Genomic DNA, 18135 nt, shown 5'->3' with positions numbered 1-18135 from the left:
GGCAAGGCCTTCTCCGCTGCCTCCATCGAGCAACGAGCCGGCAGCGGCACCACCACCTTTGGCGGCACACTCAACACCATCGCTCAAATCGGTGGTAGCAATGCCAACGGCATTGATCTAACCGGTAGTGCCTTCACCTTCAAAGACACCGTCACCACCACAAACGGCGGCGCTGTCGCCATCAACAACTCCGGCCTGCTCACCATCAACAGCGGCGCTTCCTTCTCCCTCGATGGCGCCTTTGATCAATCCGGTGCCGGCTCCATCCGCCTCGGTGCTGACATCACCACCACTGACGACAACATCACCTTCCAGAAGGCCGTCACTCTCACCGGCAATGTCCTCCTCGACTCCGGATCTGGCGCCGGCACCATCGCCTTCAACAGCAGCCTTGATTCCAAGGCCAACGCCGCCAACACCCTCACCCTCACCGCCGGCACCGGCAACATCGACTTCGATGGTGCTGTCGGCTCCGCCACCGATGGCGCTCTCGGCGCCGTCACCATCAACAGCGCCAACAACCTCACCGCTGACAACGTCTTCTACGCCGCCTCGCTGCGTCAGGTCGCTGGCTCCGGCACCTCCACCTTCTCCGGTGCTCTCTCCACCACCGCGGCCGACGGCATCGAGCTCGATGGCACCAACTTCAACTTCAATGACACCGTCACGCTGACCCTCGGCAACCTCGATCTCGATTCAACCGGCACCGTTCGCTTCAACGGTCTCGTCACCACCTCAGACGCCAACAACGGCCTCGTCACCATCACCAACGGCGGTGCTCTGACCCTCACCGCCACCGGCGACATGAACCTCGCCGGCGCCTTCCTCCAAGACGGCGCTGGTTCAAGCTCCATCGCCGCTGACATCACCACCACTGACGACAACATCACCTTCCAGAAGGCCGTCACTCTCACCGGCAATGTCCTCCTCGACTCCGGAGCTGGCGCCGGCACCATCGCCTTCAACAGCAGCCTTGATTCCAAGGCCAACGCCGCCAACACCCTCACCCTCACCGCTGGCTCCGGCAACATCGACTTCGATGGCACTGTCGGCTCCGCCACCAATGGCGCTCTCGGCGCTGTCACCATCAACAGCGCCAACAACCTCACCGCTGACGACGTCTTCAATGCCGCCTCGCTGCGTCAGGTCGCTGGCTCCGGCACCTCCACCTTCTCCGGTGCTCTCTCCACCACCGCGGCCGACGGCATCGAGCTCGATGGCACCAACTTCAACTTCAATGACACCGTCACGCTGACCCTCGGCAACCTCGATCTCGATTCAACCGGCACCGTTCGCTTCAACGGTCTCGTCACCACCTCAGACGAGAGCGCTGGCCTGGTGACGATCACCAACGGCGGTGCTCTGACCCTCACCGCCACCGGCGACATGAACCTCGCCGGCGCCTTCCTCCAAGACGGCGCTGGTTCAAGCTCCATCGCCGCTGACATCACCACCACTGACGACACCATCACCTTCCAGAAGGCCGTCACACTCACCGGCAATGTTCTCCTCGATACCGGAGCTGGCGCCGGCACCATCGCCTTCAACAGCAGCCTTGATTCCAAGGCCAACGAGGCCCATACCCTCACCCTCACCGCCGGCACCGGTGACATCACCTTCGATGGTGCTGTCGGCTCCGCCACCGATGGCGCTCTCGGCGCCGTCACCATCAACAGCGCCAACAACCTCACCGCTGACGCCGTCTTTAATGCCGCCTCGCTGCGTCAGGTCGCTGGCTCCGGCACCTCCACCTTCTCCGGTGCTCTCTCCACCACCGCGGCCGACGGCATCGAGCTCGATGGCACCAACTTCAACTTCAATGACACCGTCACGCTGACCCTCGGCAACCTCGATCTCGATTCAACCGGCACCGTTCGCTTCAACGGTCTCGTCACCACCTCAGACGAGAGCGCTGGCCTGGTGACGATCACCAACGGCGGTGCTCTGACCCTCACCGCCACCGGCGACATGAACCTCGCCGGCGCCTTCCTCCAAGACGGCGCTGGTTCAAGCTCCATCGCCGCTGACATCACCACCACTGACGACACCATCACCTTCCAGAAGGCCGTCACACTCACCGGCAATGTTCTCCTCGATACCGGAGCTGGCGCCGGCACCATCGCCTTCAACAGCAGCCTTGATTCCAAGGCCAACGAGGCCCATACCCTCACCCTCACCGCCGGCACCGGTGACATCACCTTCGATGGTGCTGTCGGCTCCGCCACCAATGGCGCTCTCGGCTCTGTCACCATCAACAGCGCCAACAACCTCACCGCTGATCAATCCATCACCGCGGCGTCCTTCTCACAAAACGCAGGAACCGGCACCTCCTCCTTCGATGGAGCGCTCAACCTCACTGGCGCCTTTGATTTCACCGGTCAGGCCCTCACCCTCAACGCCGCTGGCAACACCATCGGCGGTGCCATGACCGTCGCCAACGCCGGCACCTTCACCACCGCTGATACCGCTGATCTCTCTATTACCGGTGCCTTCCAGCAAACCGGCAACGGCAGCAGCAGCCTCGGCGCCAACCTCACCGCCACTGGCGGCATCGCCTTTGCCAAGGCCATTGCCCTCACCGGCTCCGATGCCGTCGTCCTCGCCACCGGTGGCGCCAGCGGACAGGACATCACCCTGGGCTCCTCCACCAGCACGGGCATCAGCGGCACTGGCCAGGCCCTCACCCTCAATGCCGGCAGCGCCGGTGACATCACCATCACCGGCGCCATCGGTGCCAACGGCTCCGCACTCGGTGCCATCACCGTCAGCAATGGCGATCAGGTCGCCTTCCAGGGGGCGATCACTGCGGCCTCTTACACGCAAGCCGCCGCCGCCAGCACTGGCCTCACCACCTTTGATGGTGCCCTCAACCTCTCTGGCGCCTTTGATTTCACCGGTCAGGCCCTCACCCTCAACGACAGCCTCAACAGCGGCAGCTCCGTTGAAATCACCAATGCCGGCCTGCTGACCACCGCCGCTGCGGCTGACATCACCGCCACCGCTGGCTTCACTCAGAACGGCGCTGGCTCCAGCTCCATCGCTGGCAACATCACCACCACAGACAGCAACATCTCCTTCCTGCGGGCGGTCACCCTCACCGGTCCTGTCGCCCTCAGCACAGACTCCGGCGCTGGTGACATCACCTTCTCGGACACCCTCGATGCCACCAGCGCTGGTGCTCAAGACCTCACCCTCACCGCTGGCTCCGGTGACATCACCTTCTCGGGTGTCGTCGGCGGCACCACCCGCCTGGGCGGCGTCACCATCAATCAAGCCGCTGATGTCAACCTCAGCAACGCCTTCTCGGCTGCTTCCTTCTCACAAGCCAGCGGCACGGCCGGCACGGGCATCTTCACCCTCGGCGGTGATCTCAACACCGACACCGGGGCGATCACCATCGACAGCAAGGAGGTTGCTCTCAACGCCAACCTCACCACCACCGCTGGCAGCACCAATGGTCTGGTGACGATCAATGCCGGCGTTGGTGATGCCAATGGCCTGGCTCTCACCCTGGCCAGCGGCAACACCATCACCACCACTGCCGCAACCGCTGGCACGCAATCCGGCGCCATCACCATCAATTCCGACGGCAATGTCGCCCTGGCCGGCAACCTGATCACCACCGGTTCGGCTGGTGCTGCCGGCGGCAACGTCACCATCACCACCACCGGTACAACCGCCACCCTCTCCCTCTCCGACATCACCACATCAGGTGGTGCCGCTGCCTCCAGCAGCAATGGCAACGGCGGCGCTGCTGGCTCCATTTCCATTGGCCTCACCACCACCGGCACCATCACCCTCAACAACTCCTCCATCACTGCCGCCGGTGGCCTCGGCGATGGCACGGGCTCCCAAGGTGCTGGCACTGCCATCTCCTTCTCCAACGCCGTTGCCCTCACCACGGGTGCCGCCACCGTTGACACCGGTGCCACAGGCGGTGATATCAGCTTCTTGAGCACCATCAATGGCGCTCAAAACCTCACCCTCACCGCTGGTACCGGTGACATCACCCTCTCTGGGGCCGTCGGCGGCGATGTCAATGGCCGCCTCGGGGCGCTCACCATCGCCAGCGCCAACGACCTCTCTGCCGCTGCCATTACCGCCGCCAGCCTCACCCAGCAGGCCGGATCCGGCACCGCCACCTTCTCCGGCGCCATCAACACCAACACCGCTGCCGGTATTTCCCTGACCGGCACCAACCTGGTGCTCAACGGCTCCCTCACCACCACCACCGGCGGCACCCTCACCATCGCCCAATCCGGCACCGCCTCCATCGCCGCTGCCGCAGACATCAACGCCGATGGCGCCGTCTCCCTCACCGCTAACGGCGGCATCACCACCGCTGCTGACATCACCACCACAGGTGACAACGTCACGGTTGCTTCTGCAACCACCCTCAGCGGTCCCATCGCCATCACCACCGGCGGCGGCAATCTGATCTTCAGCAGCACGCTGGATAGCGATGCCAATGGCGGCCGCGCGCTCACCATCACCGCCGGCAGCGGTGACATCACCTTCTCGGGTGACGTCGGTACCGCTGGCAGCAACAACGCTGGTCGCCTTGGAGCGATCACCATCGCTTCAGCTGGCAACCTCACCGCCACCGGCGCCCTCAACGCGGGCTCTTATACACAAACCACCGGTACGGGTCTGAGCACCTTTGGTGGCGCGATCGATCTCACCGGTGCCTTTGCCTTCTCCGGTGAGGCACTCACCCTCAACGCCGCCCTCAACAGCGGCAGCACCGTCACCGTCACCAACGCCGGCACCTTCTCCACCGCCGCTGCTGCTGACATCACCGCCACCTCAGGTTTCACCCAAAACGGCACTGGCTCCAGCTCCATCGCCGGTGACATCACCACCGACGCCGCAGGCATCTCCTTCTCCAAGGCCATCACCCTCACCGGTGACCTCTCCCTCAGCACCGGCAGCGGCACCGACGCCGGCGACATCGCCTTCTCCGAAACCATCAACAGCGACGGCACGGCTCGCGCTCTGACCCTCACCGCTGGTGCCGGTGACGTTGTCTTCCAGAGCGGCGCCACCGTTGGCACCAGCTCCACCGCCGGCTCCGAGCTCGCTTCGCTCACCATCAGCGGTGCTGCGCTCACACTCCGTGATGTCACCACCAGCGGCGATCAGACCTTCACTGCCAGCGGTGGCATCAACACCAACAGCACCTACACCTCATCCGGTGGCGCCATCTCCTTTACCGGTGACACCGTCATCAATGACGCCCTCACCATCAACACCACCGCTGGTGGTGCTACCGGCGGCAACGTCGCCTTCTCCGGCACCCTTGATTCCAAGGCCAACGCCGCCAATAACCTCTCCATCACCGCCGGCAGCGGCAACATCACCTTCTCAGGCCTCGTCGGTGACACCACTCCCCTCGGTGCCGTCACCATCGCCTCCGCCAACGACGTCACCGTCAACGGCCTCCGTGCCCTCAGCCTTGCCCAGACCACCGGCACTGGTACCACCGCCCTGAACGGCGGCACCTTCTCCAGCGGTACCGATCAGGCCCTTGGCACCACCGGTTCGGCCGGCGTTGTCATCAACAACGCCGCCATCTCCCTGGCCGATTCCATTGACACCACCTCCTCCGGTGTTGTCACCCTCAATGCCACCGGCGGAGCTCTCACCATCGCCGCCGCTGGGGACATCAACGCCGATGGCACTGTCTCCCTCACCGTCACAGGCGGCATCAATACCGCTGGGGATATCACCACCACCGCAGACAACGTCTCCCTCAACAGCCCTGTCACCCTCACTGGTGATGTCGCCATCAACACCGGCGCTGGCGGCGGCAACATCTCCTTCTCCGATGTCATCAACAGTGATGGCACGCCTCGCGCTCTGACCCTCACCGCCAATTCAGGCAACGTCACCCTCGCCGGTATCGCCGGCACCAGCAACAGCAGCACTGGCCGTCTGGCCAGCCTGACGGTCGCCAGCGCGACCAACGCCGCTCTCAACAACGTCTTCTCCACCGGCGCTCAGAGCATCACCGCCACTGGCATCTCCCTCACCGGCACCACCTACGACGCAGCAAACAGCACCATCACCCTCAACGGTGCTGCCGTCCTCGAGCAAAACACCGCCATCACCGCGGCGACCACCTCCTTCGCGGGCACGCTCGATAGCAGCAATAACGGCGCCTCTCCTGCCGTTTCCGACTTCCGCACCCTCGCCGTCACTGGCAATGCGGTGTTTGATGGCGCCGTCGGCAACGCCTACGAGCTCGGCAGCCTCTCCGTCACCGGCACCTCTGCCCTCAACGGTGGCTCCATCAAGACCTCCGGTCTGCAGACCTACACCGGCGCTGTCACCCTCGCTGCCAACACCACCCTCACCAGCGGTGGTGGGGCCATCACCTTTGACAGCACCCTCAACGGCGGCTACACCCTGGCGGTCAACACCACCGGAACAACCACCTTCTCCGGCGCTGTTGGCAACAGCACCGCGCTGGTCTCCCTGAGCACCGATGCCGGCGGCAGCACCGCCATCAACGGTGGTTCGATTGCCACCTCCGGCGCTGCCGGCATGGTCTTTGGTGATGCCGTCAGCCTCGGTGCAGCCACCACCCTCACCGCCACCAATGGCGCCATCACCTTCTCGGACACCCTTGATTCCGATGCCACCGCTGCACGCACGCTGACCCTCACCGCCGGCTCCGGTGACATCACCTTCTCCGAGATCACCGGCGGCACCAACCGCCTGGGGGCGGCCACCATCAACCAAGCTGACGACGTCACCATCGCTGGTGGCAAAGCCTTCTCCGCTGCTTCCTTCTCACAAGCCAGCGGCACAGCCGGCACGGGCACCTTCACCCTCGGCGGTGATCTCAACACCGACACCGGTGCGATCACGATCAGCTCGGCCACCGTTGATCTCAACGCCTCCATCACCACCACTGCTGGTGGTGCCAATGGTCTGGTGACCATCAATGCGGGCAGCGGCGGCCTCGATCTCGCCTCCGGCAAGAGCATCACCACCACCGCAACCACTGCTGGCACCCAATCCGGCGCCATCGACATCAATTCCGACGGCAACATCAACCTGATTGGTGATCTCATCACCACTGGTTCTGCAGGCGCAGCCGGCGGCAACGTCACCATCGACACCACCGGCACAACCGCCACCCTCTCCATCTCCGACATCACCACCTCAGGTGGTGCCGCTGCCTCCAGCAGCAATGGCAACGGCGGCGCTGCTGGCTCCATTGGCCTCACCACCACTGGCACCATCACCCTCAACAACTCCTCCATCACTGCCGCCGGTGGCCTCGGCAATGGCACGGGCTCCCAAGGTGCTGGCGCTGCCATCTCCTTCTCCAACGCCGTTGCCCTCACCACGGGTGCCGCCACCGTTGACACCGGTGCCACAGGCGGTGACATCGCCTTCTCCAGCACCATCAATGGCGCTCAGGGCCTCACCCTCACCGCTGGCACCGGCACCCTCACCCTCAGCGGTGATGTCAACGTCGCCAGCGTTGATGCCTCCGCCGCCACCATCAACATCGATGGCGGCACTGACGCCGTCACCACCACCACCGCCCAGCTCTACACCGGTGCTGTGGTGCTGGGCAGCAACACCACCCTGACCGCCGATAACAGCGGCACGCTCTCGAGCATCACCTTCGATGGCAGCCTCGATAGCAGCAATGACGGCGCAGCCACGCCGGCCTCCAACTTCCGCACCCTCGGCATCACCGGCAATGCGGTGTTTGATGGTGCTGTTGGCAGCTCCTACGCGCTCGGTGGCCTCACCGTCTCCGGCACCTCTGCCCTCGACGGCAGCTCCATCAACACCACCGGCGCTCAGACCTACACCGCGGCTGTCACCCTCGCTGCCAACACCACCCTCACCAGTGGTGGTGGTGCCATCAGCTTTGGCAGCACGCTCAACAGCGACGGCACCGCTCGCGACCTCACCCTCACCGCTGGCAGCGGTGACATCGACTTCGACGGCATCATCGGTGGTGCACAAAACGGCGCTCTCGGCGCTGTCACCATCAACGCCGCCAACAACGTCACCCTCAGCAACACCTTCTCCGCTGCTTCCTTCTCCCAGGCAACAGCTGGAGGTGGCACCTTCCAACTCGGCGGCAACCTCACCGCTTCCACAGGGGCCATCACCATCAACAGCAACGCTGTTGATCTCAACGCTGACCTCACCGCTGACGGCAGCGGCCAGGCCATCGCCATCACCGGCACCACCGACCTCGGCGGTGATCTCTCCGCCAACGGCGGCTCCATCACCTTCAACAGCCCTGTCAGCCTCACAGACGCTGCTCGATCCATCTCCACTGGCTCCACTGGCGGTGACATCACCTTCTCCGGCACCCTCAACGGCGCTCAGGACCTCACGCTGACCGCTGGCTCCGGTGACATCACCTTCTCCGACACCGTTGGCGGCAGCACGCGCCTCGGGGCACTCACCATCAACAGCGCCACCAACGTCACCGTTGCTGACACCAAAGCCTTCTCCGCTGCTTCCATCAAGCAACAAGCCGGCAGCGGCACCACCACCTTTGGCGGCACACTCAACACCAACGCTCAAATTGATCCGTCTGGTACTCCGGTCAACCTCAACGGCATTGATCTGAGCGGTAGTGCCTTCACCTTCAAAGGTGGTGTCACTACCACTGGCGGCGGCGCTGTCGCCATCGACAACTCCGGCCTGCTCACCATTGGCAACAGCGCCGCCTTCTCCCTTGATGGCGCCTTCGCTCAATCCGGTGGCGGCTCCATCAACCTCGGCGCTGGCATCACCACCACTGATGACGACATCGCCTTCTCCGACGCCATCACACTCACCAATGGCGTCTCCCTCTCCACTGGCTCCGGCACCGGCACCATCTCCTTCTCCGGTGACATCAACAGCGACAGCACCGCACGCGCTCTGACACTCACAGCCGGCACCGGTGATGTCGTCTTCCAGTCCGCCGCTGATGTCGGCACCGCTGCAGCCGGCTCAGAACTCGCTTCTCTGTCCATCAGCGGCAACAACCTCACCCTCCGCAACGTCACCACCACCGGCGCTCAAACCTTCACCGCCACCACTGGCATCAACACCAACAGCACCTACACCTCATCTGGTGGTGCCATCACCTTCGCCGGTGACACCGTCATCAATGACGCCCTGGTGATTAACACCACAGCTGGTGGTGCCACCGGCGGTGCGGTCACCTTCTCCGGCACCCTCGACAGTGAATCCACCGAGGCCAACACCCTCGCTATCACCGCTGGCAACGCCGCCATTGACTTCGACGGCGCGGTTGGCTCTGCTCTCAACGGCGCTCTCGGTGCCGTCACCATCCACTCCGCCGGCAACCTCACCGCTGATGTCGCCTTCAAGGCGGCGTCCTACACGCAAAGCGCTGCCGCCGCTGGCTCCCTCTCTCGCTTCGATGGGGCGCTCACCCTCTCCGGTGCCTTTGACTTCATCGGTCAGGCGCTGACCATCAACGGCGCCGGCAACACCATCGGCGGCGCCATGACCGTCGCCAACGCCGGCACCTTCACCACCACAGACAACGCTGATCTCTCCATCACCGCTGCCTTCCAGCAAACCGGCAACGGCACCAGCAGCCTCGGCGCCAACCTCACCGCCACCGGCGGCATCTCCTTTGCCAAAGCCATTGCCCTCACCGGTACGGATGCCGTTGTGCTGGCCACCGGTGGCGCCGCCGGCCAGGACATCACCATCGGCACCAGCACCATCCCTGCCGGCATCACCGGCAGCGGCCAAGACCTCACCCTCAACGCCGGCAGCGACGGTGACATCTCCGTCACCGCTGCCATCGGCGCCAGCGGCTCCACACTCGGTGCCATCACCATCACAGGCGCTGATCAGGCCTCCTTCTCGGGCGCCATCGATGCCGCCTCCTTCACCCAGAGCGCTGCCGCAGGCCTCACCACCTTTGATGGTGCCCTCAACCTCTCCGGTGCCTTTGATTTCACCGGTCAGGCCCTCACCCTCAACGACAGCCTCAACAGCGGCAGCACGGTTGAAATCACCAATGCCGGCCTGTTAACCACCGCCACTGCGGCTGACATCACCGCCACTGGCGCCTTCACTCAGAACGGCGCCGGCTCCAGCTCCATCGCTGGGGACATCTCCACCACAGACAGCAACATCTCCTTCCTGCGGGCGGTCACCCTCACCGGACCTGTCGCCCTCAGCACAGGCAGCGGCGCTGGAACCATCACCTTCTCCTCCATCCTTGATGCCACCACAGCTGGCAGCGAAACCCTCGCGCTGACGGCCGGCTCCGGTGACATCAACTTCTCCGATGTCGTCGGCGGCACCAACCGTCTGGGGGCGGTCACCATCAACCAGGCCGCTGATGTCACCCTCAGCAAAGCCTTCTCGGCTGCTTCCTTCTCACAAGCCAGCGGCACGGCCGGCACGGGCATCTTCACCCTCGGCGGTGATCTCAACACCGACACCGGTGCGATCACGATCAGCTCGGCCACCGTTGATCTCAACGCCTCCATCACCACCACTGCTGGTGGTGCCAATGGTCTGGTGACCATCAATGCGGGCAGCGGCGGCCTCGATCTCGCCTCCGGCAAGAGCATCACCACCACCGCAACCACTGCTGGCACCCAATCCGGCGCCATCGACATCAATTCCGACGGCAACATCAACCTGATTGGTGATCTCATCACCACTGGTTCTGCAGGCGCAGCCGGCGGCAACGTCACCATCGACACCACCGGCACAACCGCCACCCTCTCCATCTCCGACATCACCACCTCAGGTGGTGCCGCTGCCTCCAGCAGCAATGGCAACGGCGGCGCTGCTGGCTCCATTGGCCTCACCACCGCCGGCACCATCACCCTCGACAACAGCACCATCACCGCTGCCGGTGGCCTCGGCGATGGCACGGGCAGCCAGGGCGCTGGCGCCACCATCTCCTTCTCCAACGCCGTTGCCCTCACCACGGGTGCCGCCACCGTTGACACCGGTGCCACCACCGGTGACATCGCCTTCTCCAGCACCATCAATGGCGCTCAGGGCCTGACCCTCACCGCCGGTACTGGTGATGTCACCCTCTCCGGCATTACTGGTACGGCTGCCGGCGATGCCAATGCACTGGCCAGCCTCACCGTCACCAGCGCCAACAACGCTGCGCTCAACAACGTCTTCGCAACCGGCGCTCAGAGCATCACCGCCACGAACATCACCCTCACCGGCACCACCTACGACGCCGACAGCAGCACCATCACCCTCACCGGTGACACGGGCCTTGACCAAAACACCGCCATCTCCGCGGCCACCACATCCTTCAACGGCACCCTCGATAGCAGCAACACCGGTGGTGCAACTCCGGCGTCGACCTTCCGCACCCTCGGCATCACCGGCAATGCGGTCTTCGGTGGTGCCGTTGGCAACACCTTTGCCCTTGGCGGCCTGACCGTCTCCCGCACCTCCAACCTCAACGGTGGCTCCATCAACACCACCGGCGCTCAGACCTACACCGCGGCTGTCACCCTCGCTGCCAACACCACCCTCACCAGTGGTGGTGGTGCCATCACCTTTGGCAGCACCCTCAACAGCGACGGCACCGCTCGCGACCTCACCCTCACCGCTGGCAGCGGTGACATCGACTTCGACGGCATCGTCGGTGGCGCAACCGGCGGCACCCTCGGCGCTGTCACCATGAACGCCGCCAACAATGTCACCCTCGGTGACACCTTCTCCGCTGCTTCCTTCTCACAGGCCACCGCTGGCACGGGCGTCTTCCAACTCGATGGCAACCTCACCGCTTCCACAGGGGCCATCACCATCAACAGCAAGGTGGTGGATCTCAATGCATCCATCGCGACGACTGGTGGCAACGACGGCAGCACCGACAATGGTCTGGTCACCATCAACGCCGGCATTGGTGATTCCAATGGTCTTGCTCTCTCCCTGGTCAGCGGCGAAACCATCAGCACGACGGCAGCCAGCGACGGCACCCAATCCGGTGCCATCAACATCAATTCCGTTGGCAACGTCGACCTGGCCGGCAACCTGATCACCACCGGCTCTGCAGCGGCCGCTGGCGGTGCCATAACCATCACCACCAGCGGATCCGGCACCAGCATCAGTTTGGCAAGCCTGAATACATCCGGTGGGGCCGCTGGCAATGGGACCGGCAGCGCAGGGGGCGATGCAGGCACGATCGCTCTGGAAACCCCTAATGGCCAGGGAATCGTTCTCAACAACAGTGTGATCCGCTCCGCCGGTGGCCTGGGCGATGGCGCCGGAGCACAAGGGGCAGGCGCTGACATCAGCTTCAAGAACGTGCTGTCGCTCAACGGCGGCTCGATCACCATCGACACCGGCGCCACCGGCGGCGATCTCGAATTGCTGGGTGCCCTCGATGGTGGCCTAGCTGTGACGCTCACCGCGGGCACTGGCGACTTGAACATCGGCCTCAATGGAGCCATTGGCGCCATCACGCCTCTGGCCAGCCTCAACATCTCGGCGGCCAATCTCTACCTGTTTGACGTCACCACCACCGGCGACCAGACCTACACCTCAGCCGGCACCATCACCACAAACAGCACCTACAGAAGTGCGGGTGGCGCCATCACCTTCGCGGGCGCTGTGGTGACGAACGGCGAGCTCGTGGTTGACACCACCAATAACGGCGCTGTCACAGCTGGTGGTGCGGTGTCCTTCCAGGGAACGGTCAACAGTGCCCAAGGCCTAGCCAACAACCTCACCGTGGATGCCGGCAACGGCAGCGTGGCATTCGATGCCGCCATCGGCTCCACCACGACTCTGGGCGCCATCACCCTTAACACCGCCGGCCTCACCGATATCCAGAGCACGGTGAACGCCGTCAGCATCAGCACCGATGCCCCTGGCACGGTTCAGCTGGGCGGCAACATCACCGCCACCGGCGCCGCCGGCGTGGTGTTCAACGAGAACGCCAGCCTCGCCAACACGCTCACCATCACCGCAAGCGACGCGAACGGTGCCGTGACGTTTGGCAGCAGCCTCGATTCCGCTGCGAGCCTGGCCAGCAGCCTCACCATCACCGCTGGCGGTCCGGTCAGCTTCGTTGGCGCCGTGGGGGCTGCCAGCAACGGCGAACTGGGCGCCCTCACGGTGAACACCGGCGCTCTCACCGACTTCCAGAGCACCCTGCAGGTGGCCAGCGTGCTCACCGATGCCCCTGGCACGGTTCAGCTCGGCGGCAACATCACCGCCACTGGCTCCGCAGGCGCGGTGTTTAACGAGAACGCTACCCTCACAGCCGACGTCACCATCAACACCTCCGCAGGAAACGGCCCCATCACGTTCGGCGGTGCCATCACCAACACCGACGGTGAATCGCTCGTCTTCGACAGCGGCAATGATGGCGACATCACCGTCACCGGTGACATCGGTGATCTGGGCACCGGCGTCGTCACCATCACCGATGCCAATGACGCCACCTTCTTCGGCTCCGTCACCGCTGCGTCCTTCACCCAGATCGATGGCTCCGGTACCACCACCTTCTCGGATGCCATCAGCCTCAGTGGTGATCTCGACTTCAACGGCACCAACCTGACCCTCAGCGGCAGTGGCAACGTCATCGGCGGTGCCATGACCGTCACCAACACCGGCGTCTTCACCACAGGCAATGGCGCGGATCTCTCCGCTGGCTCCTTCGCTCAATCCGGCGGCGGCACCAACGTCATCGGTGAGGACATCTCCACCACCACTGGCGCCCTCTCCTTCACCGGTGACCTCAAGCTCACCGGTGATCAGAACGAGGCCATCACCTTCTCAACCAATGGCGCTGCTGGCTCCGACATCACCATCGGCGGTGACATCACCAACACCGCTGGGGAATCGCTCGTCTTCGACAGCGGCAATGATGGCGACATCACCGTCTCCGGTGACATCGGTGATCTGGGCACCGGCGCCGTCACCATCACCGATGCCAATGACGCCACCTTCTTCGGCTCCGTCACCGCTGCGTCCTTCACCCAGATCGATGGCTCCGGTACCACCACCTTCTCGGATGCCATCAGCCTCAGTGGTGATCTCGACTTCAACGGCACCAACCTGACCCTCAGCGGCAGTGGCAACGTCATCGGCGGTGCCATGACCGTCACCAACACCGGCGTCTTCACCACAGGCAATGGCGCGGATCTCTCCGCTGGCTCCTTCGCTCAATCCGGCGGCGGCACCAACGTCATCGGTGAGGACATCTCCACCACCACTGGCGCCCTCTCCTTCACCGGTGACCTCAAGCTCACCGGTGATCAGAACGAGGCCATCACCTTCTCAACCAATGGCGCTGCTGGCTCCGACATCACCATCGGCGGTGACATCACCAACACCGCTGGGGAATCGCTCGTCTTCGACAGCGGCAATGATGGCGACATCACCGTCTCCGGTGACATCGGTGATCTGGGCACCGGCGCCGTCACCATCACCGATGCCAATGACGCCACCTTCTTCGGCTCCGTCACCGCTGCGTCCTTCACCCAGATCGATGGCTCCGGTACCACCACCTTCTCGGATGCCATCAGCCTCAGTGGTGATCTCGACTTCAACGGCACCAACCTGACCCTCAGCGGCAGTGGCAACGTCATCGGCGGTGCCATGACCGTCACCAACACCGGCGTCTTCACCACGGGCAATGCGGCTGATCTCACCGCTGGCTCCTTCGCTCAATCCGGCGGCGGCACCAACGTCATCGGCGAGGACATCACCACCACCACTGGCGCCCTCTCCTTCACCGGTGACCTCAAGCTCACCGGTGATCAGAACGAGGCCATCACCTTCTCAACCAATGGCGCTGCTGGCTCCGACATCACCATCGGCGGTGACATCACCAACACCGCTGGGGAATCGCTCGTCTTCGACAGCGGCAATGATGGCGACATCACCGTCACCGGTGACATCGGTGATCTGGGCACCGGCGTCGTCACCATCACCGATGCCAATGACGCCACCTTCTCCGGCTCCGTCACCGCTGCGTCCTTCACCCAGATCGATGGCTCCGGCACCACCACCTTCTCGGATGCCATCAGCCTCAGTGGTGATCTCGACTTCAACGGCACCAACCTGACCCTCAGCGGCAGTGGCAACGTCATCGGCGGTGCCATGACCGTCACCAACACCGGCGTCTTCACCACGGGCAATGCGGCTGATCTCACCGCTGGCTCCTTCGCTCAATCCGGCGGCGGCACCAACGTCATCGGCGAGGACATCACCACCACCACTGGCGCCCTCTCCTTCACCGGTGACCTCAAGCTCACCGGTGATCAGAACGAGGCCATCACCTTCTCAACCAATGGCGCGGCTGGCTCCGACATCACCATCGGCGGTGACATCACCAACACCGCTGGGGAATCGCTCGTCTTCGACAGCGGCAATGATGGCGACATCACCGTCACCGGTGACATCGGTGATCTGGGCACCGGCGCCGTCACCATCACCGATGCCAATGACGCCACCTTCTTCGGCTCCGTCACCGCTGCGTCCTTCACCCAGATCGATGGCTCCGGTACCACCACCTTCTCGGATGCCATCAGCCTCAGTGGTGATCTCGACTTCAACGGCACCAACCTGACCCTCAGCGGCAGTGGCAACGTCATCGGCGGTGCCATGACCGTCACCAACACCGGCGTCTTCACCACGGGCAATGCGGCTGATCTCACCGCTGGCTCCTTCGCTCAATCCGGCGGCGGCACCAACGTCATCGGCGAGGACATCACCACCACCACTGGCGCCCTCTCCTTCACCGGTGACCTCAAGCTCACCGGTGATCAGAACGAGGCCATCACCTTCTCAACCAATGGCGCTGCTGGCTCCGACATCACCATCGGCGGTGACATCACCAACACCGCTGGGGAATCGCTCGTCTTCGACAGCGGCAATGATGGCGACATCACCGTCTCCGGTGACATCGGTGATCTGGGCACCGGCGCCGTCACCATCACCGATGCCAATGACGCCACCTTCAACGGCACCCTCACCGCTGCGTCCTTCACCCAGATCGATGGCACCGGCACCACCACCTTCTCCGACGCGATCAGCCTCAGTGGTGATCTCGACTTCAACGGCACCAACCTCGTCATCAATGGTGTCCCCAACACCATTGGCGCTGATCTGCTGGTCACCAACAGCGGCGTCTTCTCCACGGGCAATAACGCTGTGCTCGCCATCAGCGGGGCGCTGATCCAGGACGGCACGGGCTCCAACACCATCGGTGCTGACATCACCGCTGATCAGGGCATCACCATCGCCACGGACATCACACTCGATGGTGACCAGGACGAGGTGATCACCTTCTCCACCGATGGCAACCCAGACTCCGACATCACCATCGGCGGTGCCATCTCCAACACCGACGGTGAATCGCTCGTCTTCGACAGCGGCAACACCGGCAACATCGCCGTCTCCGGTGACATCGGTGATCTCGGCACTGGCTCCATCTCCATCACCAATGCCAACGACGCCACCTTCACCGGCAGCGTCACCGCGGCTTCCTTCTCCCAGTCAGCTGGCACCGGCACCACCACCTTCTCCGACGCGATCACCCTCACCGGTGATCTCGACTTCAACGGCACCAACCTCGTCATCAATGGTCAGCCAAACAGCATTGGCGCTGATCTGCTCGTCACCAACACCGGCACCTTCACCACCGGCGACAACGCCGTGCTCTCCATTGCTGGCGAGCTGATTCAAGACGGCACCGGCACGAGCACCATCGGCGCTGACATCACCGCCGATCAGGGCATCTCCATTGCCACAGACATCACCCTTGATGGTTCTGCCAATGAGGTCATCACCTTCTCCACCGATGGCACTGCTGGCTCCGACATCACCATCGGCGGTGCCATCACCAACACCAACGCTGAATCGCTCGTCTTCGACAGCGGTGCTGCTGGCAACATCGCCGTCTCCGGTGACATCACACTCACCGATGGACCCTCCACCCCAAGTGTCGGTGGCGACCTCACCATCAACACCGCCAACGACGTCCTCATCTCCGGCATCCTTGATCTCACCGGTGATCTGGAGGCCATCACGCTGGGCCAGGTCTCACTGGGGATCACCTCGATCCAAGGCAACGCTTCCATCACCAGCAGCAATGGCCCGATCCTTCAGACCGGTCACATCACGGTTGATGGAGACACCGATCTGAATGCCGGCCTCGGCGACATCAATCTGCCTGGCCCCGGCAATGATTTCAGCGGCAGTCTCTCTGCCCAAGGTCGTGTTGTGCGCGTACTGGCAGTTGGTCTTCAGATTCCGGCGCCCCCTTCGAGTGGGGGTGGTGGCAGTGGTGGCTCGCAGGCGCCGACAGCTCCTGAGCAAACAACAGTCCCACCCACCACGACCAGCGAGCCCCGGCCCGAACCCTCAGCGCCAACTCCACCGGCACCTCCGGTCCCACCCAGCACGACCAGCGAGCCCCGGCCTGAACCCCCAGTGCTGCCAGGCGTGGTCCCCACAACGACCCAACCCACTCCTCAAGCTCCATCCGTCCGCGAAGTGATCGCCAGCAGCACATCCACTGCGCTGCCCTCGTTGCTCACCAACACCGATCCGAGTGTGGTTCGGGTGCAGACCTCAACCACAACAACCACAGTGCTGAATCCCATCAGCAGCCTCACGAATAGCCAGCCGCTTGCAGCAGCAACCACTGGAGCAGCAACTCCCTATCCCCTGTCCATGTCGAATCCAAGCCCCTCTATCGCAACCGCTCCGCAAACCATCACTACCACGTCAGGTAGCGAGCGCACAAGCGCAACTGGCAATCCATCGCTCGACAGACAGGACTCCTCAAGCGAGACGACCGGTGAAGCAACGGCAGCGCGCGGCACAGGTAGCGTCGTGCAGGAAGGGCCGCTCAAGCCAAACTTCCGCGTGGAAAACCAGCAACCAGAGCGCTACAACATGGGTACTGCATCCTTTGAAATCCAGCCTGGGAATGAGGTTTGTGTCAGCGGATCTGGATGCGGCTCTTCAGTCACAACCAACACATCTCAAGAGCAGATCTCGCCCACCGGTACCATCTCATCCCCAACGGACGATGACGCGCTGTCTCGGTCAAACGGCGATGACACCAAGCCTAAATCGCAATTATTGAGTCGCATTTCACGCTGGTTGATGCGATCGCTTTAA

Annotated in this window: 1 protein-coding gene (only partly in view); it reads left to right on the top strand. The window is 63.6% G+C overall.

Annotated features, from left to right (window positions below; translation table 11 throughout):
* Positions 1–18135, top strand: partial view of an S-layer family protein gene (locus tag SynRS9909_RS04325; RefSeq protein WP_186593790.1) — the 3' portion only. It extends 636 nt beyond the left edge of the window; 18135 of the gene's 18771 nt are visible here — the last part of the coding sequence; its start codon lies beyond the left edge, outside the window; the stop codon is at positions 18133–18135.

Origin of the sequence: Synechococcus sp. RS9909 (assembly GCF_014279595.1) — a bacterium.
Lineage (GTDB): Bacteria > Cyanobacteriota > Cyanobacteriia > PCC-6307 > Cyanobiaceae > Synechococcus_C.
The sequence above is the reverse complement of the archived record's forward strand: the minus strand, read 5'-3'. Positions and strand labels throughout refer to the sequence as shown.